Below are 22,884 nucleotides of genomic sequence, written 5' to 3' on the forward strand. Positions count from 1 at the left end.
GTATTACTTGATTGAGGCTGCCAATTCAGTCCGCAATAATATTCCGACGTTTCGTGCGTACTATCAGAAAAAGAAAGCAGAAGTCCCCAAGCATCAACACAAAAGAGCCCTCGTCCTTACCGCAAGAAAACTTGTGCGTCTGGTGGATGTCCTACTACGCAACCACCAACTCTACATGCCGGAAAGGAGCGTGTAATTCGGGCATAATATTGACTCGAATCCTTTCATCCAACGCCTAGGAAAAATGTGAAATTACGCTAGGCTTATTTAAGTATGCTTTAAATCTGTGATTCAGTTGTCGCCTCTACTGATGTTATGAATACATCAATTTGACTTAACACCACAAGTCTTAAAAGTAAAAGAATCGAGCAAAGTGAAAGAACAGCGGCGCCGTGTATGTCAGTGAATCCACCCGGTCCAGTATGCCCCCGTGTCCCGGGATGATTGCAGAAGTATCTTTGATGTTCAAATCCCGTTTCAAGGAAGAAATGTTCACGTCACCGATAAATCCGGTCAGTCCGATGTAGAGCCCCGCAATAATACTGCCGGTCAAAGTGAACGGGGTGATCAGCGGTGCGAGCAGTACAGCAAGTACTGTCGTTGTCAGCACTCCGCCGAGAAAGCCGGCCCATGTCTTATTCGGCGACACTTTGGGTAATATTTTTCTTTTGCCGAGTGTCTTGCCCCATAAAAACTGGGCGACATCATTAGCCTGTGTCAGCACAACGAGGAATAACACGAGTCCTGCACCGAGCACGCTGTTCTCCTTGCCGGGCAGAACGAGCAGGTAGGCGAGGTGTGACAGCCCGAAGACCATCAGCATCAATCCCCACTGTACGGAGGCGACAGACTGCAGAAAGTTCTTCGTTTCCCCGACGATGAGTGCCTGAATCGGAATGAGCAGGAACATGTAGACAGGTATGAAGACGATGAACATGCCGTAAAATTCAAAGTATATGAATAAAAACTGAATTGGTATTGCGATATAGGACCAGAAAATAACAAGACGGTGTGCACGGTTGAACGGTATCAGTGAAAAATATTCCTTTAATGCAAGGAACGACAGTATCCCCATGAATATCAGAGATATGGTCGAATGGATTACGAGTGCGAAAGTGAAGATAAAAAACATGACCCACCATGATTTGATGCGTAGCATGACCTCATCCACCGTATGGGAGGGTTTCTGTTTCTTTAAAACTAAAGTGATTGCGGTTGAAATGATTAATATTCCTACGATGCCGATAAGCACGTAGAGCACTTCATCTGTCAGTACATTGAAATTCATGCTTTCTCCTCCAATCCCTTTTTAACTCTCGTATATGTATTGATGACAATTAAAACCGAGGCGATCAGAAATACTATCCATAAATAGTGTGTGAGTGAATGCCAGAAGATCAGCAGCACAGATATCGCACCGATTAAAAATGCGCGGTCACTTTTACCCATCGGCCCGCTGTACTGTCTGACACCTGAAATATTTTCTCCCATCACGCCTGCCATCTCGCTGATGATGGATAACAGTATGAAGATCATCACGGTCACAGGATGCGGACTGACAACGAGTATGAAAGGCAGGAACAGAGCGGCATCACTGATGACGTCCGTCAATTCATTCAAATATTTGCCGAGCCTCGACTGCAGGTTGAAATCTTTGGCGAGTACGCCGTCAATCGCGTTCAGTGCCATGCGCACAAACATGAAAATCGGGAGGACAACATAAATCCAGGTCGATTCATAATTGAAATAAAAAAGCACACCAATCATTATTGAAAGAAGACATGCGAAAACTGTCACCTGGTTCGGTGTGATATTTATTTTGTGCAGGAAATTCACAATCGGTTTTAACAGCTGCTGAAATTTAGGTTTCAATTCATAAATGCTGATCATGATAAAATCGCCTCCTGATATAATTATCATATTACACAATGTGAAATTTTACGACAATAAAAATATGCCCGGAGGAGAAATAAGGTTCTCGTCCGGGCATAATGCCTGTTATGAAATTTTTCCAACTATCCATCTGCCGAGATGTTTGCTGATAAACAGGGACAATATGAACATCACGCCGATATTAAGTATGTGGAGTACCATCGCCCAGTTAATATTCGGTGTGATAAAAGTTAAAATATAGGCTGATGTTACATACAGCAGCGCGAATACTGTAATGAAAGTTATGAATTTGACTATCAATGCATTTAAATGTGCACGTGACAAAATGATCACCCGGCCCGCAATTTGTATTTATGAATATTATATCAGACAGAAGTGATGGCAGATGACTGAGATTTGACGAAACATGAACAGCTCCGAAGTTTTTTATCCGGAATCTCTGGACGACTTGGCTTTTATAAAAATTGCCAGCAGAATTATCGGCAGTGCAATAAGCGTCAGGTACTGCAGAACCCAATCTGTAATCTCAGACATCACACCAAAAGGGCTTAAAATTCTGGCCAGGGAATAGACGCCGAGAATAATGAAAATGAAGCGGTTGATCCAGGAGTCCGATGTAAACAGGAAAAATATCGCCAGAGCAAGTACCACTGTGAAAATGCCGACGACGACCAGATTGATTGCGGATGATTCCAGGTCAATCATGTAAAAAGGTTCGAAATAGTCATGTAATGAAAAGATGATGATCAATTTAGCGGCTGCAAACAATATTAAAAAGCCCACGGTCGGCAGCATGTCATTTTTAGCCGGTTTCTCCTTCTGTGCTGTAATCCCCTTTTTTGCAAGCGGCACCATGGCGATAATCAGGAATGGAACAGTGAGTAAAAGCCAGCTGACGGTGAACCGTGAAAAGATGATGAGCACCAGCATGTAGAAAAATATGAAGTATATATGAAAAAGTGAGACAGTTATCCAGAATTCTTTTTTACTCTTTAAGTTTCCATTATTTTCAGATTGTAATTCTGTCATGCCAAGCCCCCTTTATTTTATAAACTTAATACTATGAGAATATAGTATTTGTTTTCCAAAGTAAATCAGGCAGTAAAATTGAATGGGACTCAAACAACTGATACCATAATTGCTAATTTGAAAATTAACTGGATGACGATCGAAAGGATGGGTTTAAATGAAATTGAGCGTATTGGACCAGGCGCCGGTGACGATAGGGAATAAGTCTGCGGATGCTCTGGTTAAAGCGGAAGAGCTTGCGGTATTGGTGGATAAACTGGGATACCACCGGATGTGGATGGCTGAACACCACGGCACAAAATCGCATGTGAGCTCTGCCCCGGAAGTCGCAGCTGCAAGACTCGCGGCCAAGACTGAAAATATCAGAATCGGTACAGGCGGCGTCATGATGATGCACTACTCACCGCTGAAACTGGCTGAAGTGTTTAAAACCCTCAGTGCGTTTTCTCCGGGCAGAATTGATTTCGGTGTCGGCCGGGCTCCGGGCGGCGATCATTTTGCAATGTACGCACTTGCACAGGGCAGGCAGCCGAAGATGGATGATATGTATGATAAGTTTGAAATCACCATGCAGCTGATCAGTGATGAAGTGCCGGAAGGCAGGCTTTACGGCTCGACACCTGCGTTCCCTGCCAATGTTGTACTGCCGGAAGCATGGATGCTTGGTTCGACCGGAAACAGTGCAATCCAGACAGCAGAAATGGGAGCGGGCTATTCATTTGCACAATTCTTCAACGGTGAACTGTCGAAAGAAATCCTCGATATATATAAAGAGAGGTTCAAACCGTCCGCATTGATGGAAAAACCTGAAATCAACGTATCCTATATGGTGACGACCGCTGAAACTAAAGAGGAAGCTGAATATGAAGCACTGCCATATGACATTTCAAGGCTGATGCTGCAACAGGGGCGCATTGCCCAGACGATGACACCTGAAGAGGCACAAAATTATCCACTCAGTGAACTCGATAAGATGAGCATCAGGGAAGGGCGTAAGCTGCATCTGGTAGGATCTGCAAAAGAAGTTGCAGAGCAGCTTAAAGATGAACAGGAAATGTACGGTTTTGAAGAGGCGATGATCTGCAGCATTCCGCATTCACAGGAGAAACGTCTTAATGTTTACAGATTATTGGCAAAAGAACTTTTATAAGCATTAAAAACAGTGCTGGAGTGCACTGTTTTTTTTATTGTGAAAACATTTGGTATACTAAAGGTGATGCAAATTCAAAAATTGGAAAGGGGACATTAAAATGTGGGTGGATTATAATACTGATGACAATAATGCATATCAGACGATAGAAATAGAAATCGATGCGACGGCAGAAAATATATTTTATTATATAAGCACTGCAGAGGGGATCAGACAATGGTTCCCAGAGCTCTCTTTTGACGATGAGCCAAGACCGGAAAAATTGGTCTTCACTCTTGGAGATGACGACTGGGAGTACATGGATGTGCTGGAGTTCAGTGATAAGAAGAGGATCATTTTCACATGGGACGCCGGTGATATCCAGATGGAACTTGATGAGGTTGATGACGGCAGGACTGTGCTGATGCTCAAAGAAAGACTGCCACTCACATTTGAGGGTATCGCGCGTGACTTTACAGGATGGTATTTCCAGGCTCAGAATATCAGGAAGATTTCTGAAACAGGGGAGCCGGAGGCGCTGGATCAGGAAGCTTTTAAGCAGCAGCAAGCGGCTATAAAGGAAGAGTTGGGATTATAGTTAAATAAAGTGGATTGTCAGTCACTGAGGGTGCTGAGTGACTGAATTAAGTGGATTGTCGGTCACTGGGAGTGCTGAGTGACTGAATTAAGTGGATTGTCAGTCACTGGGAGTGCTGAGTGACTGAATTAAGTGAGCTGCCGGTCACTGGGAATAACGTGTGACTGATAATCATACTTTATCGGTCACCCGGCTGACTCAGTGACTTATATATTCGTATAATTTCATTCGAACCTAATGATCAAAGTAAGAAAAAGAGACAGATGACAATAATATCAAAATAAATGAGTAATTAGTTCCTTTACGGGTATTATCACCCATAAAAAGCAAAATAAAATAAATCAAAATCCCCATTTTCCTCCTAATACATTATGAGGAGATTTTTTTATGTCCAAAATAATAAAGGGGATGATTTTATTTTTCTGACGGAGCGCAGCAAATCAAATGAATTGAAGTATCTGGAAGCTTTATCAATCAGAGCACAGCTGACAGAGACGGAGTCGAAAACACTGAACAGATTACAGAAAGGTTTCGAAGGTGAAAAGCGATATGACAAGATTTTTGATGAAGCAGGACACGATAAAATCAGCATTTTCAGAGATATCTGGATAAAAGCAGATAAATCTTTGACTCAAATTGACAGTTTGATTGTCAGTGATGATGTAGTTGTTATCAATGAGATTAAAAATTACAGCGGGCAGTATACTTATGAAAATAATGTATGGCATGTTGGAAATATTCAAATATCGGATGATCCCATCATTCAGTCTAAAAGAGCGAGTTCCAAACTGATAAAAATATTCAGGGAAAATCATACGAATGTCACTGTGGATTCCAATGTGATATTTCCAAATCCTTATTTTATACTCACAACAAATGATGAGTTCTGCAATGCATCTGTGATAAAAAGAGACAGACTTAAAATATACATGAGGTCTTTGAACCGCTTATCTTCCGGAAGAGATTCCCATGAGGTTGTGCAATTGATTGAATCATACAGTGTTCCCGAGCCTCTCCATCGTACAGGCACAGAATTCAGCCGTCTCAAAACAGGAAGATATTGCGTCCATTGCAATGCATATGAACTTGACAGTTACAGGGGTTTTACAATCTGCAGAAATTGCCACGGCAGAATGAGCAATAAACTGCACGTGTTGACTGCGGTGCGCGATTTTCAACTGTTGTTTCATAATGGACAGATTACAACTGCCGTCATCCAAAAGATATTAAACGGAGAAATTTCATATTCGACAATTCAGAGAAATCTAAGAACGTATTGTACTCCGGTTGATCATGGCAGGTCCAGAACTTATGTAATGCAGGATAAAAGCCCGATTGTTTGATATCACATCTGGTCAGATTTACACTGGGTGGACAATATGCAGATGGAGGCGGAAATATGAAAAATGAACAGATCGTCCTGGCCAAGCGTCCGGAAGGTATTCCCGGCGATGATATATTCAGATTTGAAGAGACAGAAGTCCAGGAACCGGCAGAAGGTGAAGTGACAGTAAAAAGCATTTATGTTTCTGTAGACCCTTATATGAGAGGCCGCATGTCTGCGGGAAAATCATATACGAAGCCGTTTGAAGTAGGCGCCCCGATGGGTGGACATGTCGTCGGAAAAATTGAGAAATCCAATGCTGAGGGATTCGAAGAAGGCAAGTATGTCAAAGGTATAATGGGGTGGCAGCGCTATGCCACAGTGCCTGCTGATCACCTGTCTAAAATTTCGAATACTGAACTGCCCCTGCACTTGTATTTGAGCACGCTCGGCATGCCCGGCCAGACTGCGTATCACGGTCTGCTGAAAATCGGTAAACCTGAGAAAGGGGAAACTGTTGTCGTGTCGGCGGCATCCGGCGCAGTCGGTTCGGTTGTCGGCCAGATTGCGAAGATTAAAGGTGCCAGAGTCGTCGGTATCGCCGGTGGTGACGAAAAGACAAAATATTTAACGGAAACACTCGGGTTTGACGCGAGTGTCGATTATAAATCGGATGATTTCGGTGAACAGCTGGAGGACGCACTTTCTGAAGGTGTAGATGTTTATTTTGAAAATGTCGGCGGACCTGTTTCGGATGAAGTGTTCAAGCATCTGAATAAATTCTCGAGAATAGTGGTATGCGGGGCAATCTCCGCTTACAACAACCCGTCGGAAGACATTGGGCCGAGAATCCAGTCGACATTGATCAAGACACAGACGTTGATGCAGGGATTTATCGTCGGCAATTATGCTGACGATTTTGAGAATGCTGACCGGCAGCTGTCGGAATGGATCAATGAAGGCAAAATTCATACTGAAGTGTCGATTGATGAAGGATTTGAAAATCTCCCTTCAGCATTCAGAAAACTGTTTGACGGTTCGAACTTTGGCAAGCAGATAGTGAAGGTTGCAGACGAATAATAATTTGTGAATTAAAATAAACTGCTCACCTGTGGAGGTATTTCCCCGTGGGTGAGCAGTTTGTGTATTCTGACGCATATCAGCTGATCGCTTTCAGACCGACTGCGCTGCCTATGATCAAAGCGATGAAGAATATTCTCGGGAAATTTTTCGGTTCATTATAGAACAGCATACCGAGAATGGCGCCGCCTGCTGCGCCGATGCCCGTCCAGACGGCATAGGCGGTACTCATTGCAATCTCATTCATAGCAATTGTGAGAGAGATGAAACTGAGAGCGAAAAAGAATAATATTCCGACTAAGGATTTCTTTGTTCTGTTATGTGTATAAACATTAATGGAGTTAACGCCGAGCATTTCGAAAATACCTGCAAAAATCAATAATATCCATGCCATTATTTTTCAGCCTCCTCAACACGTTCGCCCGATGTGACCATTTTAAGGCCGATGACACCGGCCAGCAGTACTGCGATAAATACAAGATTCCATATGGTGAAAGGGTGCCCGAAAATCAGGAAGTCTGTGATGGCCACGCCTGTTGCGCCCAATCCGACGAACACCGCGTACGACGTCCCGACGGGCAGTTCCATAGAAGCGATGATCAGCAGATAGAAACTCACATAAATGGCAACCAGGGTGAGGCCCCACTGCCACCAGTTTTCTGCGTGATTGAGTCCGATAACCCAGCCGACTTCAAAAATGGAAGCGATGATAATTTTAATCCAGTTCATAAATTCAAATCCTTTCAAAGGTAAAATAAAAAAACCCGGGAGATTTTAAAATCTCCCAGGCTTTTATCCTTCCGTGTCATGAATTGCTTCATGGGTCTACTCTCGGTCCAGGCCAAACTGATTGCGGAACCCTAGTAAACTCTTTTCTTCTATTCAATCATATATTAGCACATGAAAATCCGACTATCAAACAGGAGGACTTCCCTAAATTCACCTTCAGCTGATGGTGTCAGGCCGCCTTTCGTGTACAATGGTTATACCATTCAATTTAGGAGAGTTCCAATTATGCTTACAGAAGTGCTATATACAATATTATTGATTTCCATTGCGCTTTTTCTCGTCAGCGGTATGATGACAATACTGCAGTACGGCGGCTATTTTCAGAAACATAAACAGCGATACATAAAATATTTCATTATTTTTGCCGGCACCACCATTGTTTTAATGGGTGTGCTCGTCGTCATCAGTCTATGAAGCAGGCATGTTGCAGATTTAAGATGAAAAAAGAACGCTCAGATTTGAGCGTTCTTTTCCATCTTAAATATTAGAAGAAGAAGCCGACGATTGTAGCAGTAAGCAGGCTTACAAGTGACGCACCGTAAACAAGCTTAAGACCGAATCTTGCCACTTTATCTCCGCTTTCACCGTGAAGTCCTTTGACGGAACCGGCAATGATACCGATACTGCCGAAGTTGGCAAATGAAATCAGGAATACTGAAACCATTGCCTGTGTTTTTCTTGATAGATCATCTGCGATGGTCATGAATTCACCGATCGCAACAAATTCGTTCGTAATCAGTTTTGTTGCCATCAGACTTCCTGCAGTCTGTGCCTCATCCCAGGGAATACCGATGAGGAATGCGATCGGCATGAAGATATACCCAAGAATATCCTGGAACGTCAGGCTGCTTCCCGGTATGAGCAGGAACAGCTGGTTCAGGAGACCGATCAGGGCAATGAAACCGATAAGCATTGCGGCAACAACAAGTACTACTTTTCCGCCATCGATGATGTAATCACCAAGTACCTGAAAGAAAGACTTGCCTTTCTCAGGGTTCGTTGAAATTTCTACACCGGTATCATTGATCTCTTCCTCATATGGATTGATGATGTGGACGATGATGTAAATACCAAGAAAATTAAGAACGATGGCGATGATGACGAACTGTGGTTCAAGCATCGTAAAGAACGCACCGACAATTGATAATGAAATGGAACTCATTGCCTGTGCAGCCAGTGTATACATTCTCTGCGTTGTCATTTTCGGCAGAACGTTTTTAAGTGAAATGAAAACTTCGGACTGACCGAGGAACATTGATGCTGCACCGTTGTATGATTCGATGTAAGGCATGCCTGTAATTCTTGTCATCAGTATACCGATGCCTTTAATGATCAAAGGTAGTACTCTTGTGTAGGAAAGAATACCGATTATTGCACTGATGAAGATGATCGGAATCAATACGTTGAAGAAGAATACGTTGAACGCCAATCCGTCTTCACTGTTATATAAAACCTGCTCACCAGCTGCTCCGGACTCTGTAGATAATGACATCAGATCGCCGAATACGAACTGTCCGCCTTCAGCGGCAAAACCGAGAAGATGATTGAATGCCTCTGCCAGCCATCCGATAAATGTCTGGCCCCAAGTAGTGTTCAGGAACAGGAATGCGAAGAATAGCTGTAAAGCGAGTAATATAAGTATATTCTTCCATTTTTTAAATGAAAGTTTTTTGTTGCTGCTCGCAATCCATGCCAGGAACATTGTGAATAGTATACCGACTATTCCCATTAAAATACCCATAAATAATCCTCCAAAAAATAAATTATGTGCTGTGTCTATGTATATGCATCTCTAGAAATACATTATAAAGTATATAAGACTGAAACGCGATACTGAATCATTATAATGCAAACGTTTACAAAAATAAAGGGTAACTTTATTTTTAAACAAGAAATTTGCCAAATTTCCAGACAGAATGTATACTTTAGTCAAAGAAGGTCAAAAGAGGTGATAGCATGCGTAATATGTCAGATATTATCGAACAATATTTGAAGGAATTACTCGCAGCTTCCGACGGCGAAGTCGTCGAAATCAAGCGTGCCTTTATTGCTGAAAAATTTGACTGTGTCCCGTCCCAGCTGAACTATGTAATCAAAACAAGGTTTACCAATGAACATGGTTATATGGTAGAGAGTAAGCGCGGCGGCGGCGGATATATACGAATCACTAAAGTTGAGACACATTCAAAGTCAGAATATCTCGCTCATTTGAAAAATCTGATAGGTCCCGCGTTAAGCCAGCAAAATGCACAGCATATTGTGCAGTCAATGTTTGAAAATGACGTGATTACCCTTAAAGAGGGCAAAATCATCAATGCTGCTCTGGACAGGGAGAGCCTAATGATAGAACTGCCTTTCAGGGATCAGCTCAGAGCGAAAATCTTACTTAGCATAATCGACGTCATCTTATACACCGAGGAGTGATTATATGATTTGTGAATCATGCCAGGAGAATGAAGCGACTGTCCATATAACGACAGGCAGTGGCTTGAACAAAACAGAAAGATATTTATGTGAAGTTTGTGCCAATAAGTCGTTTTCCGGTCAATTTTCAAGTTTCCAGGACGATTCGTTCAATATTCATCAGCTCTTACAGTCGCTGTCGGCGCAGCAGCCGTTCACTTCCCATAAGCAACAGAAAAAACACTGTGAAAACTGCGGTTCGACTGTCGAATCGATACTTAAAAACGGGAAGTTCGGGTGTGCTGAATGTTATGAAACGTTCAGCGAGAAAAGCAATGAGATAATCACTAAAGTACAGCTGTTTCAAACTGAGCACAACGGTAAGATTCCTCAGAAATCTTCAGCTTACATCAAAGTCAAAAAGGAAATCGAGCAGCTGCGTGCGGAACTTTCCGGACTCGTTGAAGAGCAGGCGTTTGAAGAAGCGGCAGTAGTGCGTGATCAGATCAAATCATTGGAAGCGGGTGATGGCAATGGGAAAGATTAGTCCGTGGGTCAGCCAGGCAAAAGAAATACCTGTTGAAATGTCATCTAGAATACGTCTCGCCAGAAACGTCCGTGAACTGCCGTTTCCCCACCTGGTGGAAGACGATGAAATGTCCGGAGTGATTGAGACTTTGAATGATACACTGGATGATTTTAACCGGATCGACCTTGAAGAGTTGAAATTCGAAGACAAGGCGCTGCTGGTCGAGAAGCATCTCATCAGCCCGCTGTTTACGAAACGCGGCCGTTTGAGTTATATCAATGGAGACGAATCAGTTTCGATCATGGTCAATGAAGAGGATCACATCAGGATACAGGCGATGGGGGCGGAACTTTCCCTGGATGAACTTTATGAGAATGCATCTTCACTCGATGATCGCCTGGAAAGCAGGCTCGATTACGCGTTTGATGATAAGTATGGATTTCTGACAGCCTGTCCGACGAATATAGGTACAGGACTCAGGGCATCGGTCATGCTTCATCTGCCTGCCTTGTCGCTCGGAAACAGGATTCAAAGAGTATCCAACAATCTGAACCGGTTTGGCTTTACCCTCCGCGGGATATACGGCGAAGGCTCGGTGCCGCTCGGACATATATATCAGCTGTCCAATCAGCTGACGCTTGGACAGTCCGAAGAGGATATCATCAAAAGCTTGAACGAACTTAAAGCAAGGATTATAGAAGAAGAGATAGAGATGCGCTCAATCATGCATAACGAACATCTAATAAAAGCCAAAGATTCAATATTTCGTTCATACGGCATACTTAAGCATGCATATACGATATCATTGAAAGAGGCTGCCAATCATTTGAGCAATATTAAACTGGGTGTGGATCTCGGCTTCCTCCCTGAAAATACAATCAGATTCCAGGAGCTTGTTCAGCTGATTCAACCCGCATTCATCAAAATGCGTTTAAACAGCCTGGATAAAGAGTATGTATCACTAGAGAGGGCAGTTGCAGAAGAACGTGCAACATTACTACGCGAACACATAGGAGGGACTATATAAATGTTATTTGGAAGGTTGACAGAAAGAGCACAGAAAGTGCTTGCTTATGCACAGGAAGAGGCAATCAGCCTGAAGCATTCGAATATTGGAACAGAACATTTGCTACTTGGACTGATAAAAGAAAAAGAAGGTATCGCTGCCAAAGTGTTATCAAGCTTCAATATCAGTGAAGACAACGTCCGTGATGAAGTCTTCAACCTGATCAATGAAGGTGACGATGCAACAGCATCCATAAGATATACGCCACGTGCCAAAAAAGTGATTGAACTGTCCATGGATGAGGCCCGCAAACTGCATCACAATTTTGTCGGAACTGAGCATCTGCTGCTCGGACTGATCCGTGAAAGCGAAGGTGTCGCTGCGCGTGTCCTCGCCAACCTGGATCTCAATATTACAAAAGCCCGTGCTTCAGTCATCAAAATGCTGGGCAACCCTGAAACGCTTCAGGGCAAAGATCCTCAAAAGAAAGATAATAATACTCCGACATTGGATTCACTCGCAAGAGATCTGACTGAAATTGCCCGTGAAGACCAATTGGATCCGGTCATCGGCCGTTCAAAGGAAATCACGCGAGTGATTGAAGTATTATCCCGCCGTACAAAAAATAATCCGGTGCTGATCGGTGAACCGGGTGTTGGTAAAACGGCGATTGCCGAAGGGCTTGCACAGTCAATCGTGAAAAATGAAGTCCCTGAAACTTTAAAGGATAAACGTGTCATGTCACTGGATATGGGTACGGTTGTCGCAGGTACGAAATATCGCGGTGAATTCGAAGAGCGTATGAAAAAAGTGATGGAGGAAATCCATAAAGCAGGTAATGTGGTTTTATTCATAGATGAACTGCACACACTGATCGGCGCAGGCGGTGCCGAAGGTGCCATCGATGCTTCGAACATTCTAAAACCGGCGCTTGCCCGCGGTGAGCTGCAGTGTATCGGTGCCACGACGCTTGAAGAGTACCGCAAGCATATAGAAAAAGACGCTGCACTCGAACGCCGCTTCCAGCCGGTTCAGGTGGATGAGCCGAGTGTCGAGGATACTGTATTGATTCTTAAAGGTTTAAGGGATAAGTATGAAGCGCACCACAGAATCAATATAACGGATGAAGCGCTGGATTCGGCAGCAAAAATGAGTGCCCGCTATATCCAGGACCGTTTCCTGCCGGACAAGGCGATTGATATGATTGACGAAGCGTCTTCAAAAGTCAGACTGCGCAGCTATACTTCGCCGCCGGATCTGAAAGATCTGGAAAGCAAGCTTGAAGCGGTCAAGAAAGAGAAAAATGCTGCTGTCCAAAGCCAGGAGTTTGAATCAGCGGCAAACTATAGAGACCAGCAGTCGAAACTTGAAAAACAATTGAAAGAAAAGCAGGACAATTGGAAGAAAGAACAGGGCCAGGCATCACAGTCTGTGACGCAGGGTGATATAGAAGTGGTCATCAGTGGTATTACAGGCATCCCGCTTTCCAAGATTGCAGAAGGTGAGTCTGAACGTCTGTTGAACCTGGAATCCATTCTGCATGGCAGAGTGATTGGACAGGAAGAAGCGGTTAAATCGATTTCCAAAGCGGTCCGACGTGCAAGAGCAGGTCTTAAAGATCCGAAGCGTCCGATCGGAAGCTTCATCTTCCTTGGACCGACAGGTGTCGGTAAGACTGAACTTGCCCGTTCACTGAGTGAAACGATGTTCGGTGAAGAGGATGCGATGATCCGTGTGGACATGAGTGAGTACATGGAGAAACATTCCATCTCCAGACTGGTCGGTTCACCTCCGGGTTACGTCGGTTATGATGACGGCGGCCAGCTGACTGAGAAAGTCCGCAGAAAACCTTATTCACTCATACTGTTCGATGAGATTGAGAAAGCGCACCCTGATGTTTTCAATATGCTGCTGCAGGTATTGGACGACGGACGTCTGACGGACGCCAACGGGCGTACTGTAGATTTCAGAAACACAATCATCGTCATGACTTCGAACGTCGGGGCCCAGGAACTTAGAGACCGTAAGTTCGCAGGGTTCGGTACGACATCGGATTCGAATGCACAGGATTACGATACGATCAAGAGTACGATGATGAAAGAGTTGAAAGAGACTTTCAGACCTGAATTCATCAACCGTGTGGATGACATCATCGTCTTCCATAGTCTCGAAAAAGAGCACTTGACGGAAATCGTCTCACTGATGATTGAAGAGCTGCAGGAGAGACTGATTGACCAGAATATCAATATTGAGGTCACTGACAAAGCAAAAGCGCAAATCACCGAAGATGGATATGATCCTGAATATGGTGCAAGACCCCTTGCGCGCAGCATTCAGAAGAATATCGAAGATACTTTAAGTGAAGCGCTGCTGTCAGGTGCAGACTTTGAAAATAAAGTGGTCGTCGTCGATTATAAGAATAAGGAATTCACAGTGGATACGAAGAAAAAAGAAACGGTCAAAAAATAATTTCAGAAAGCCCAAATCGCATGTTGGTTTGGGCTGTTCTGTTTTAATTTCACTTATAGATTCCACACTTTAAAATCTTTCTAAATAGTAATACAATGATAAAGAGAACAGACTGGGGGAAGCTGTCAAATATGGCGAAAACTAAAAATGTCTTTGAATGTATGGCATGTGGATATGAAACACCCAAGTGGATGGGGAAATGTCCGAGCTGCGGTGCGTGGAATCAGATGGAAGAAAAATTGATACATAAAGAAACGAAGGGCCGGGGCACCCTCGGCAAACAGGAGCCGGAGAAAAGCAATCGGCCGGTGAAATTGAATAATGTCAAAAAGACGTTTACACCAAGAACAATGACAAAAAGCGGAGAGTTCGACCGTGTCCTCGGCGGAGGTATTGTGAACGGCTCTCTGATACTCATCGGCGGCGACCCGGGTATCGGGAAATCGACGATTCTGCTCCAGACTGCATTAACACTGTCAGAAGAGCATGAAGTGTTATATGTTTCCGGAGAGGAATCACTGGAACAGATCAAGCTACGGGCGGACAGGCTGGAAGAGGCAAGTGAAAATCTCAACGTCTATTGCGAAACGAACCTCTATTACATCCACGATGAAATCAAAAAATCAAAACCTGATTTTCTGATCATAGACTCCATCCAGACGATATTCCATCCGGATATTACAAGTGCGCCGGGCAGTGTTTCACAGGTAAGGGAATGTACACAGAGTCTGATGAATATCGCCAAAGGTGAAAACATTGCAACGTTCATCGTCGGCCATGTGACAAAAGAAGGGCAGATCGCAGGGCCGCGTCTTCTTGAACATATGGTGGACACCGTTCTTTATTTCGAAGGTGACCAGCACCATACGTTCCGTATTTTAAGGGCTGTTAAAAACCGTTTTGGATCGACAAATGAGATGGGCATATTCGAAATGAAGAATACCGGTCTGAAAGAAGTGTTGAATCCTTCTGAAATCTTCCTGGAAGAACGCTCTAAAAATACACCGGGTTCGGCAATTGTTGCGACTATGGAAGGTACCAGGGCGATGCTTGTCGAAGTGCAGGCGCTTGTGACACCGACCCATTTTCACAACCCAAGGCGTATGGCAACGGGAATTGACCAGAACCGGCTGTCACTATTGATGGCTGTTCTGGAAAAGAGCGGCGGTTATCTGATGCAGCAGCACGATGCTTACATCAAAGTAGCAGGCGGTGTGAAACTGGAGGAACCGGCCGTGGATTTGAGTGTCATCATCAGCATTGCTTCAAGCTTTAAGAATAAGGAAGTGCGCGGAGATGACTGCTTTATCGGTGAAGTGGGCTTAACAGGCGAGGTGAGGCGTGTAACCAAAATAGAATCACGTCTGCAGGAAGCTGCCAAGCTTGGATTTAAGCGGGCGATTGTTCCAAAAGCCAGCCTGTCCGGCATCCAGCTGCCGGAAGGTTTGAAGGTTCTCGGTGTGACCGACCTTGGGCAGGCGATCAAGTACGCTTTTAACTAAAGGGATGAAAATCAGTATGAGGAGGTGAAAGTTATGTTGAGATACTTATTGTATATTTTATACTTTTTATGTGGTGTATCACTCGGTGTATGGCTGTTTCCGGATCTGATCTCCGTACTGCCTGTCAATCTGCCTGCAATACTGAATAACGCACTTATTCATGCGCTGGTCGGCGGACTGCTTTTTTTAACCATATTCTACTGGTCCATTGATAAAGTCGAGCAGTTGATCCGCAAGGGTGAAGGCATCATTTTAAACAGGAATCTGCCTGAAATAATATTTGCCACATTGGGTATGGTCATCGGACTTGTGGTTGCTGTCTTAATATCATTATTATTAAATACATTGAATATACCGATCGTGAGCGAAGTCGTATCCTTTGCACTGGCAATTATTTTAGGCTACCTGGGCTTCCAGATTGGCATGAAAAAACATAACGAAGTGCTGGAACTGCTGCCGAAGCAAAATGACAAAGAACAAAATGAAGGGCCCCGCGGGCAAAAAAAGCTGCTTGATACGAGTGCGATCATAGACGGGCGCATCGTCGATGTTGTAAAAACAGGTTTTATAGAAGGAGAACTGGCCGTCCCACAGTTCGTACTGGACGAATTGCAGCTGATTGCAGATTCGACGGACTCCATGAAAAGAGACCGCGGACAGAGAGGTTTGGAGATGCTGCATGATTTGCAGGAGAGTTCCGAGAATGTCAACGTCCAGCCGGTCAGTTACGATAAGCTGGATGTTGACCACCAGCTGGTCCAGCTGGCAAAAGAAGAAAATGCCGCACTGATTACAACCGATTACAATCTGAACCGTGTATGCCAGGTCCATAATATTAAAGTTTTAAATGTCAATGAACTGTCGGATGCGATCAAGCTGATCATCAAGCAGGGAGACACACTGGACATCATGGTGACCAAACACGGCAAAGAGGAAGACCAGGGTGTCGGCTATCTCGATGATGGTACAATGGTTGTTATCGAAGATGGCAGAAAACTGGTGAATCAGACTGTCAGCGTAGAAGTGACAAGTGTGCTGCAGACCAATTCAGGACGCATTATCTTTACTAAGAAAGAGAGTTAATTATGGCTTATATCGCAATCATTCCCGCAGCAGGCTTAGGCAGGCGCATGGGTTATAACAAAAACAAAGTATTTATTGAGCTGAATAAAAAGTCGATCATTGAACGGACTGTCGAAAAATTCCAGAATGATGTGAATTGTGAAGGCATTTATTTGGCAATAAGAGAAGATGAGGCAGAGATGCTGAGAAAAAAATTATCCGGGTATGATAAAGTGCACGGTGTTTTCATCGGCGGAAAAGAACGCCAGGACAGCATCTACAATGTTTTGCAGAAAATTCCGCAATGTGATCATGTTTTCATCCATGACGGCGCGAGACCGTTCATCACTAAGGAACTGCTGGATGATATATATGACAATGTCAAAATGCACAAGGCAGTCATCTGCGGAGTCAAAGTGAAAGATACGGTCAAGAAGGTGAGTGGTACACGTGTTGTGGAAACTTTGCCGAGGGAAGAACTGTTCATCACCCATACACCGCAGGCTTTTGATTATGAGCTGATCATGCATGCGCATGAAAATGCCCGTATAAATACACTTTCGGTGACTGATGATTCAAGCATGGTGGAAGCTCTCGGGGAGAATGTGCACATTGTGGAGTCATCCTATAACAATATTAAAATCACTACCCGTGAAGATCTGGTGATTGCGGAATCAATCATCAACAGAGAAGGTGAAGACAAATGATAAGAATCGGACATGGATTTGATGTTCATGCATTTGCCGACGACAGGCCGCTGATCATAGGCGGACTGAACATACCCCATGACAGGGGCCTCGCCGGCCATTCCGACGCCGATGTACTGCTGCATACGGTGGCGGACGCCATACTGGGTGCGCTCGCACTTGGTGATATCGGCAAGTTTTTCCCAGACACAGACGATAAGTATAAAGATATGGATTCAAAAGTACTGCTGGCTGAAGTCGTGGAGAAAATGCATGATGAAAATTACGAGATCGGCAACATCGATGCTGTTATCATGGCCCAGGCGCCTAAATTCAGACCCCATATAGATGATATGCGGGAAAGTGTCGCTTCAATTTTGAAGACATCCGTCTCTAATGTTAATATTAAAGCGACTACAACAGAAAAACTGGGTTTTGTAGGCAGAAAAGAAGGCATCACTTCTGAAGCAGTGGTCCTGCTCACAAAATGGAGGAATCATAATGGATAAAGTAAGAGTCAGATATGCACCGAGCCCGACCGGGTTTTTGCATATAGGTAACGCACGTTCAGCGTTATTCAACTATTTATTTGCGCGTCACTACGGCGGGGACTTCATCATCAGGATAGAAGATACCGATAAATCACGACACGTTGAAACAGGTGAAGAGTCGCAGCTGAAAAACTTGAAGTGGCTCGGCATCGACTGGGACGAAAGTATTGATGTGGACGGCGGCTACGGGCCCTACCGTCAATCTGAACGCGGGTCCATCTATGAGCCTTATATCCAAAAGCTGCTGGATGAGGATCTTGCCTACCGTTGTTATATGACAAGCGAAGAACTGGAAAAAGAGCGTGAGGAACAGATTGCACGAGGTGAAATGCCGAGATACGGCGGCCGCCATGCCAACCTGACAAAAGAAGAGGAAGATGCGCTTATTGCTGAAGGACGGGAACCGGCAATACGTATCCGCGTGCCTCAGGATAAAGTCTACAAATTCGATGATATCGTCAAAGGTGAAGTGTCATTCGATTCAAAAGGTTTCGGTGACTGGGTCATCGTGAAGAAAGACGGCATCCCGACTTATAACTTTGCTGTCACAATCGATGATCACGAAATGAAAATCTCACATGTTCTGCGCGGCGACGACCACATTTCAAACACACCGAAACAAATGATGGTCTATGAAGCTTTGGGACTTGAACCGCCAAAGTTCGGCCATATGACTTTGATCGTCAATGAAAATAAAAAGAAATTATCCAAGCGTGACGGCTCAATCATCCAGTTTATCGAACAGTACAAGGAACTCGGATATCTGCCGGAAGCACTCTTCAACTTCATCGCTTTACTCGGATGGACGCCGGAAGGTGAAGAAGAGATCTTCAGCAAAGATGAATTCATAAAATTATTTGATGAGAAGAGATTATCCAAGGCACCTGCTTTCTTCGACAAGCAGAAACTGACGTGGATCAACAACCAGTATATGAAAGAAAAGGATGAAGAAACAGTATTCGACATGGCACTTCCATTTCTGATCAAAGAAGGTCTGGTCAATGAAGATTCAGGGGCGGAAGAAATCGAATGGGCAAGAAAGCTAGTCGCACTCTATCAGCCGCAGATGAGTTTTGCCGGAGAGATTACAACTCTATCAGAACAGTTTTTCAAAGATGATATCGAATTCGGTGAAGCGGCGACAGAAGTGATCAATCAGGAGCATATACCTGAACTGATGACTGCCCTGTATGATGAATTTGAAGATTTGATCGACTTTGACCCTGATACAATCAAGAAATCAATTAAAAATGTACAGAAAGCAACTGGGTATAAAGGAAAACAGCTGTTCATGCCGATCCGTGTTGCCGTTACAGGACAGACGCAGGGGCCTGAACTGCCGGACTCAATTTCCCTGATCGGCAAGGAAAAAGTGCTGAACAGAATTTCCAAATTAAAATAAACGGCTTCCTGAGTCTATCTTGTTGAAGTCGGGTTTATTATCGATTATCATAATCAGTAACAGAGAAATGAAGTATGGTCTATTATGGAAAACAGAGATTGTCTGGCGGGTGGGAAGGCAACCATAATATAATCAGAAATGCACTCTGTGACCAATTGTATATTTTAAGTGCAAATTTACTTTGTAAGCAGAGTGGAACCGTGCAAATGCGCCTCTGTCCAAAAACTGGACAGAGGCATTTTTTATTTTGAGAGGAGGATCATTTTGTTTAATCGCATGAAAGAGGACATCAATATGATACTTGAGCTGGACCCTGCAGCCAAAAGTAAATTTGAAGTATTTTTTACTTATTCGGGACTGCATGCTGTATGGATGCATTTAATCGCACATAAACTGTATAAAAGAAAATTCGCTACTCTTTCAAGGATCATTTCGCAGGTCAGCCGTTTTATTACAGGTATTGAAATACATCCCGGCGCACAGATTGGCAGACGTTTATTCATAGACCACGGCATGGGCGTGGTAATCGGTGAAACGTGCCGCATCGGCAATAACGTGACGATCTATCAGGGCGTCACGCTGGGCGGGACAGGAAAAGAAGAAACGAAAAGGCACCCGGATCTGGATGACAATGTTCTTGTTGCCGCCGGAGCAAAGGTGCTCGGGAACATACGCATCGGAGAAAACTCGAAGATTGGCGCCAATTCAGTCGTGCTGATCAATGTGCCGAAAGACTCTACGGTCGTCGGCATACCGGGACGCATCGTCAAACAGGCCGGCGAAAAGATCAAAGGCGCACGTGATCTGAATGTGACGGATTTACCGGACCCTATACTGGAAATGATCATTGGCCTGGAAGATGAAATAAAAGACTTTAGAAAAGAAGTAAGGGATGAGGTTAAAGATGGTTCGCATATATAATACTTTGACAAGACAGAAAGAGACGTTCAAGCCGATCGAAGAAGGCAAGGTCAAGATGTACGTCTGTGGTCCGACTGTTTATAACTATATTCATATCGGCAACGCAAGACCGGCGATTGCATTTGATACAGTCCGTAGATATCTGGAATATAAAGGATATGATGTAAAATACGTCGCCAACTTCACAGACGTCGATGATAAATTGATCAAGGCGTCACAGGAACTGGGAGAGACGGTCCCTGATATCGCAGAGCGTTTCATCGAAGCATTCTTTGAAGACACCGGCGCACTCAACATCAAGCGGGCGACAGTGCATCCGAGAGTGATGAACCACATGGATGACATCGTTAAATTCATCGAAATATTGATCGACAAAGGGCACGCCTACGAATCTGACGGAGATGTTTATTTTAAAACACGTTCATATGACGGTTATGGTAAACTGAGCCAGCAGTCGATCAACGACCTGAAAGTCGGTGCACGTATAGATGCCGGAGAGAAAAAGGAAGATCCGCTGGACTTCGCATTATGGAAGCAGGCCAAACCGAATGAGATCAAGTGGGATTCGCCGTGGGGCGCCGGTCGTCCGGGCTGGCATATCGAATGCAGTGTGATGGCGAGAGAACACCTGGGCGATACGATTGATATTCACGCAGGCGGACAGGACTTGACTTTCCCGCACCATGAAAACGAGATTGCGCAGAGTGAATGTATGACGGATGAAACATTTGCGAATTACTGGATGCATAACGGGTATATCAATATTGACAACACGAAGATGTCAAAATCCCTCGGAAACTTCATACTGGTTCACGATATCATCAAAGAAATCAACCCGAATGTACTGAGATTCTTTATGATCAGTGTGCATTACCGCAACCCGATCAATTACAACCGAGAACTGGTCGATGCCGCAAGAGCCGGACTGGAACGTATCCAGGACAGTTACAAACAGGCGAAAGAGCGCCTGGACAGTGCAGTAGGCACTGACCCGGACAGTAGGATACAGGAAATCATCGAGGAAAATATCAAGACGTTCGAAGCGCATATGGATGATGATTTCAACACGGCCAACGCCATCAGTGCATGGCATGACCTCACTACCGAACTGAATAAATACCTTCGCTATAACACGACGAACCAGGAAGTGCTGGCGAGATTCATCGAAGTGTTTGAACAGTATGCCGGAGTTCTGGGCATCGTTTTGGAAGAAGAAACGATTCTGCTCGATGAAGAAATTGAAAAGCTCATTCTGGAACGTGATGATGCACGGAAAAATAAAGATTTCTCCCGTGCCGATGAAATCAGAGACTATTTAAAAGAACAGGGTATCGTTTTGGAAGATACTAAAGAGGGAGTGCGGTTCAAGCGTGGCTGACTTTAATGTGGAAGAAGTGCCGAGTTTATCTTTGGCTTTTCTGGGTGACTCGGTATATGCAGTCTACATCCGGACGTTTCTGATCAAAGAGAAATCACGGTTGAAACCTGAAGATCTTCATATAGAGGCGAACCGGCTGGTGAGCGCGAAGGCGCAGTCCCGTGCGCTGCTTCATTTGAGAAATGAAAGGCTGCTCACTGAAGAAGAGTGGGAAATAGCAAAACGTGCACGCAATAAATCAAGTGCGACGAGAGCCAAAAATGCGACAATCAAAGAATATAGGAATGCTTCTGGCCTGGAGGCTCTGATCGGTTATCTCGACTTGATGGATAACCATTCCAGAATAGGAGAACTGATGCAGGAAATCATTAAGGAGGGGAGGGTTCACGATGACTGATTCCATAGTAGCCGGCCGAAATGCAGTGAGAGAAGCGCTGCGTTCGGGAAGTGATATAAATAAAGTCTACGTACAGGATTCGATCAATAAAAATCAGGTGAAGGAACTTTTGGATCTGGCAAGGAAGCGGAAAGTGATTGTCCAGAATGTACCGAAGAATAAGATAGACAGTATGACAGATGAAAAGCATCAGGGTATCATCGCATCAATCAGTGCCCATGAATATATGGATTTTGATAAATTCCTTCAGACTGTCGAAGGCAAGGATATTGCAAATGTCATCATACTGGACGGGCTTGAAGACCCCCATAATCTTGGTTCGATATTAAGAACATGCGACGCGACAGGGTTTGATGCAGTGATCATTCCGAAAAGGCGGTCCGTCCAGCTGACAGAAACAGTGGCGAAAACATCAACCGGCGCGATTGAATATATACCCGTAGTGCGGGTGACCAACATCAATCAGACGATTGATAAGCTGAAGGACAGAGGTTTCTGGGTCGTCGGGACTGACGGCAGCGGAGACACGGATTATCGTGAGCTCTCTTTGGATATGAGCACTGCGGTCGTCATCGGCAGTGAAGGTGAAGGTATCAGCAGAAAAACACTGGAAAAATGTGATTTCACTGTCAAGATTCCCATGACCGGACAAATAACGAGTTTAAATGCTTCAGTATCGGCAGCGCTGCTGATGTACGAAGTATACCGGAAGCAGAACCCTGTCAGGTTGTGATGT

Annotated in this window: 25 protein-coding genes, 1 pseudogene and 1 riboswitch; of the genes and pseudogenes, 19 read left to right on the forward strand and 7 right to left on the reverse strand. The window is 44.3% G+C overall.

The window, feature by feature from the left end:
• Positions 1-196, forward strand: a pseudogene (locus BLR15_RS04305) (IS110 family transposase); the annotation flags it as partial.
• A 153-nt stretch (positions 197-349) separates the two neighbouring features.
• Here BLR15_RS04305 and BLR15_RS04310 read toward each other — a convergent pair.
• The 4 genes from BLR15_RS04310 to BLR15_RS04325 all read right to left on the reverse strand — a co-directional run bounded on the left by BLR15_RS04310 (position 350) and on the right by BLR15_RS04325 (position 2,922).
• Positions 350-1,288, reverse strand: coding sequence for a phosphatidate cytidylyltransferase (locus tag BLR15_RS04310; RefSeq protein WP_092985041.1), 939 nt, complete (start codon positions 1,286-1,288; stop codon positions 350-352).
• Positions 1,285-1,890: a CDP-alcohol phosphatidyltransferase family protein gene (locus BLR15_RS04315; protein WP_176754057.1), complete on the reverse strand. Its 606-nt coding sequence runs from the start codon at positions 1,888-1,890 to the stop codon at positions 1,285-1,287. Before BLR15_RS04315 ends, BLR15_RS04310 begins: the two co-directional genes overlap by 4 nt.
• Before the next feature lie 108 nt (positions 1,891-1,998).
• On the reverse strand, positions 1,999-2,193 hold the full coding sequence (locus tag BLR15_RS04320; protein WP_176754058.1) for a hypothetical protein: 195 nt from the start codon (positions 2,191-2,193) through the stop codon (positions 1,999-2,001).
• A gap of 126 nt (positions 2,194-2,319) precedes the next feature.
• The gene (locus tag BLR15_RS04325; RefSeq protein ID WP_092985045.1) at positions 2,320-2,922 is read right to left on the reverse strand and encodes a hypothetical protein; all 603 of its coding nucleotides are present in this window, start codon (positions 2,920-2,922) and stop codon (positions 2,320-2,322) included.
• A gap of 157 nt (positions 2,923-3,079) precedes the next feature.
• On the opposite strand from BLR15_RS04325, the gene BLR15_RS04330 reads away from it, so the two are divergent.
• The 4 genes from BLR15_RS04330 (at position 3,080) to BLR15_RS04345 (ending at position 7,053) form a co-directional block, all read left to right on the forward strand.
• Complete coding sequence (locus BLR15_RS04330) at positions 3,080-4,072, forward strand: MsnO8 family LLM class oxidoreductase (protein WP_092985047.1); 993 nt, start codon at positions 3,080-3,082, stop codon at positions 4,070-4,072.
• 100 nt (positions 4,073-4,172) lie between these two features.
• Complete coding sequence (locus BLR15_RS04335; protein ID WP_092985049.1) at positions 4,173-4,649, forward strand: SRPBCC domain-containing protein; 477 nt, start codon at positions 4,173-4,175, stop codon at positions 4,647-4,649.
• Positions 4,650-5,020: 371 nt separating this feature from the next.
• The gene (locus BLR15_RS04340) at positions 5,021-5,992 is read left to right on the forward strand and encodes a nuclease-related domain-containing protein (protein ID WP_092985051.1); all 972 of its coding nucleotides are present in this window, start codon (positions 5,021-5,023) and stop codon (positions 5,990-5,992) included.
• A gap of 56 nt (positions 5,993-6,048) precedes the next feature.
• A complete protein-coding gene (locus BLR15_RS04345; RefSeq protein ID WP_092985053.1) occupies positions 6,049-7,053 on the forward strand; it encodes an NADP-dependent oxidoreductase in 1,005 nt (334 codons plus the stop codon).
• 79 nt (positions 7,054-7,132) lie between these two features.
• Here the strand turns inward: BLR15_RS04345 and BLR15_RS04350 are convergent, their stop codons facing one another.
• Together BLR15_RS04350 and BLR15_RS04355 are read right to left on the reverse strand one after the other, a co-directional pair.
• Positions 7,133-7,447 (reverse strand): DMT family transporter, encoded by a 315-nt coding sequence (locus BLR15_RS04350; protein WP_092985056.1) that lies wholly within the window; start codon positions 7,445-7,447, stop codon positions 7,133-7,135.
• Positions 7,447-7,782 (reverse strand): DMT family transporter, encoded by a 336-nt coding sequence (locus BLR15_RS04355; protein WP_092985058.1) that lies wholly within the window; start codon positions 7,780-7,782, stop codon positions 7,447-7,449. The genes BLR15_RS04350 and BLR15_RS04355 overlap by 1 nt, the downstream gene beginning before the upstream one ends.
• 50 nt (positions 7,783-7,832) lie before the next feature.
• A riboswitch (guanidine-I (ykkC/yxkD leader) is annotated at positions 7,833-7,928 on the reverse strand.
• 139 nt (positions 7,929-8,067) lie between these two features.
• On the opposite strand from BLR15_RS04355, the gene BLR15_RS04360 reads away from it, so the two are divergent.
• A complete protein-coding gene (locus BLR15_RS04360) occupies positions 8,068-8,256 on the forward strand; it encodes a hypothetical protein (protein ID WP_092985060.1) in 189 nt (62 codons plus the stop codon).
• A gap of 70 nt (positions 8,257-8,326) precedes the next feature.
• On the opposite strand, the gene BLR15_RS04365 is transcribed toward BLR15_RS04360, so the two are convergent.
• Positions 8,327-9,583, reverse strand: a complete 1,257-nt coding sequence (locus BLR15_RS04365) for a NupC/NupG family nucleoside CNT transporter (RefSeq protein ID WP_092985062.1) — start codon at positions 9,581-9,583, stop codon at positions 8,327-8,329.
• A gap of 215 nt (positions 9,584-9,798) precedes the next feature.
• On the opposite strand from BLR15_RS04365, the gene BLR15_RS04370 reads away from it, so the two are divergent.
• From BLR15_RS04370 to rlmB, 13 genes are all read left to right on the forward strand, one after another.
• Positions 9,799-10,266: a CtsR family transcriptional regulator gene (locus BLR15_RS04370; RefSeq protein ID WP_092985064.1), complete on the forward strand. Its 468-nt coding sequence runs from the start codon at positions 9,799-9,801 to the stop codon at positions 10,264-10,266.
• Positions 10,267-10,270: 4 nt separating this feature from the next.
• Positions 10,271-10,792 carry a UvrB/UvrC motif-containing protein gene (locus BLR15_RS04375; RefSeq protein WP_092985066.1) on the forward strand — a complete coding sequence of 174 codons (522 nt, stop codon included), beginning with the start codon at positions 10,271-10,273 and terminating at the stop codon, positions 10,790-10,792.
• Positions 10,779-11,801 carry a protein arginine kinase gene (locus tag BLR15_RS04380; protein WP_331465668.1) on the forward strand — a complete coding sequence of 341 codons (1,023 nt, stop codon included), beginning with the start codon at positions 10,779-10,781 and terminating at the stop codon, positions 11,799-11,801. The genes BLR15_RS04375 and BLR15_RS04380 overlap by 14 nt, the downstream gene beginning before the upstream one ends.
• Positions 11,802-14,249, forward strand: a complete 2,448-nt coding sequence (locus BLR15_RS04385; RefSeq protein WP_092985070.1) for an ATP-dependent Clp protease ATP-binding subunit — start codon at positions 11,802-11,804, stop codon at positions 14,247-14,249. It abuts the gene before it with no gap.
• 131 nt (positions 14,250-14,380) lie between these two features.
• Positions 14,381-15,751: a DNA repair protein RadA gene (radA, locus tag BLR15_RS04390; protein ID WP_092985072.1), complete on the forward strand. Its 1,371-nt coding sequence runs from the start codon at positions 14,381-14,383 to the stop codon at positions 15,749-15,751.
• Between the two features lie 33 nt (positions 15,752-15,784).
• Positions 15,785-16,834 carry a PIN/TRAM domain-containing protein gene (locus BLR15_RS04395; protein WP_092985074.1) on the forward strand — a complete coding sequence of 350 codons (1,050 nt, stop codon included), beginning with the start codon at positions 15,785-15,787 and terminating at the stop codon, positions 16,832-16,834.
• Between the two features lie 2 nt (positions 16,835-16,836).
• Entirely contained in the window at positions 16,837-17,520 is a 684-nt protein-coding gene (gene ispD, locus BLR15_RS04400; protein WP_092985076.1) for a 2-C-methyl-D-erythritol 4-phosphate cytidylyltransferase, read from the forward strand.
• Positions 17,517-18,008, forward strand: a complete 492-nt coding sequence (gene ispF / locus BLR15_RS04405) for a 2-C-methyl-D-erythritol 2,4-cyclodiphosphate synthase (protein WP_092985078.1) — start codon at positions 17,517-17,519, stop codon at positions 18,006-18,008. Before ispD ends, ispF begins: the two co-directional genes overlap by 4 nt.
• Positions 18,001-19,452 carry a glutamate--tRNA ligase gene (gene gltX, locus BLR15_RS04410; RefSeq protein ID WP_092985080.1) on the forward strand — a complete coding sequence of 484 codons (1,452 nt, stop codon included), beginning with the start codon at positions 18,001-18,003 and terminating at the stop codon, positions 19,450-19,452. Before ispF ends, gltX begins: the two co-directional genes overlap by 8 nt.
• 264 nt (positions 19,453-19,716) lie before the next feature.
• Positions 19,717-20,373 (forward strand): serine O-acetyltransferase, encoded by a 657-nt coding sequence (cysE, locus tag BLR15_RS04415; protein WP_092985082.1) that lies wholly within the window; start codon positions 19,717-19,719, stop codon positions 20,371-20,373.
• Positions 20,357-21,751, forward strand: coding sequence for a cysteine--tRNA ligase (gene cysS, locus BLR15_RS04420; protein WP_092985084.1), 1,395 nt, complete (start codon positions 20,357-20,359; stop codon positions 21,749-21,751). Before cysE ends, cysS begins: the two co-directional genes overlap by 17 nt.
• A complete protein-coding gene (locus BLR15_RS04425; RefSeq protein ID WP_092985086.1) occupies positions 21,744-22,148 on the forward strand; it encodes a Mini-ribonuclease 3 in 405 nt (134 codons plus the stop codon). Before cysS ends, BLR15_RS04425 begins: the two co-directional genes overlap by 8 nt.
• The gene (gene rlmB, locus BLR15_RS04430) at positions 22,141-22,881 is read left to right on the forward strand and encodes a 23S rRNA (guanosine(2251)-2'-O)-methyltransferase RlmB (RefSeq protein WP_092985088.1); all 741 of its coding nucleotides are present in this window, start codon (positions 22,141-22,143) and stop codon (positions 22,879-22,881) included. Before BLR15_RS04425 ends, rlmB begins: the two co-directional genes overlap by 8 nt.
• The last annotated feature ends 3 nt before the right edge of the window (positions 22,882-22,884 follow it).

Origin of the sequence: Lacicoccus qingdaonensis, from assembly GCF_900101075.1 — a bacterium.
Classification (GTDB): domain Bacteria; phylum Bacillota; class Bacilli; order Staphylococcales; family Salinicoccaceae; genus Lacicoccus; species Lacicoccus qingdaonensis.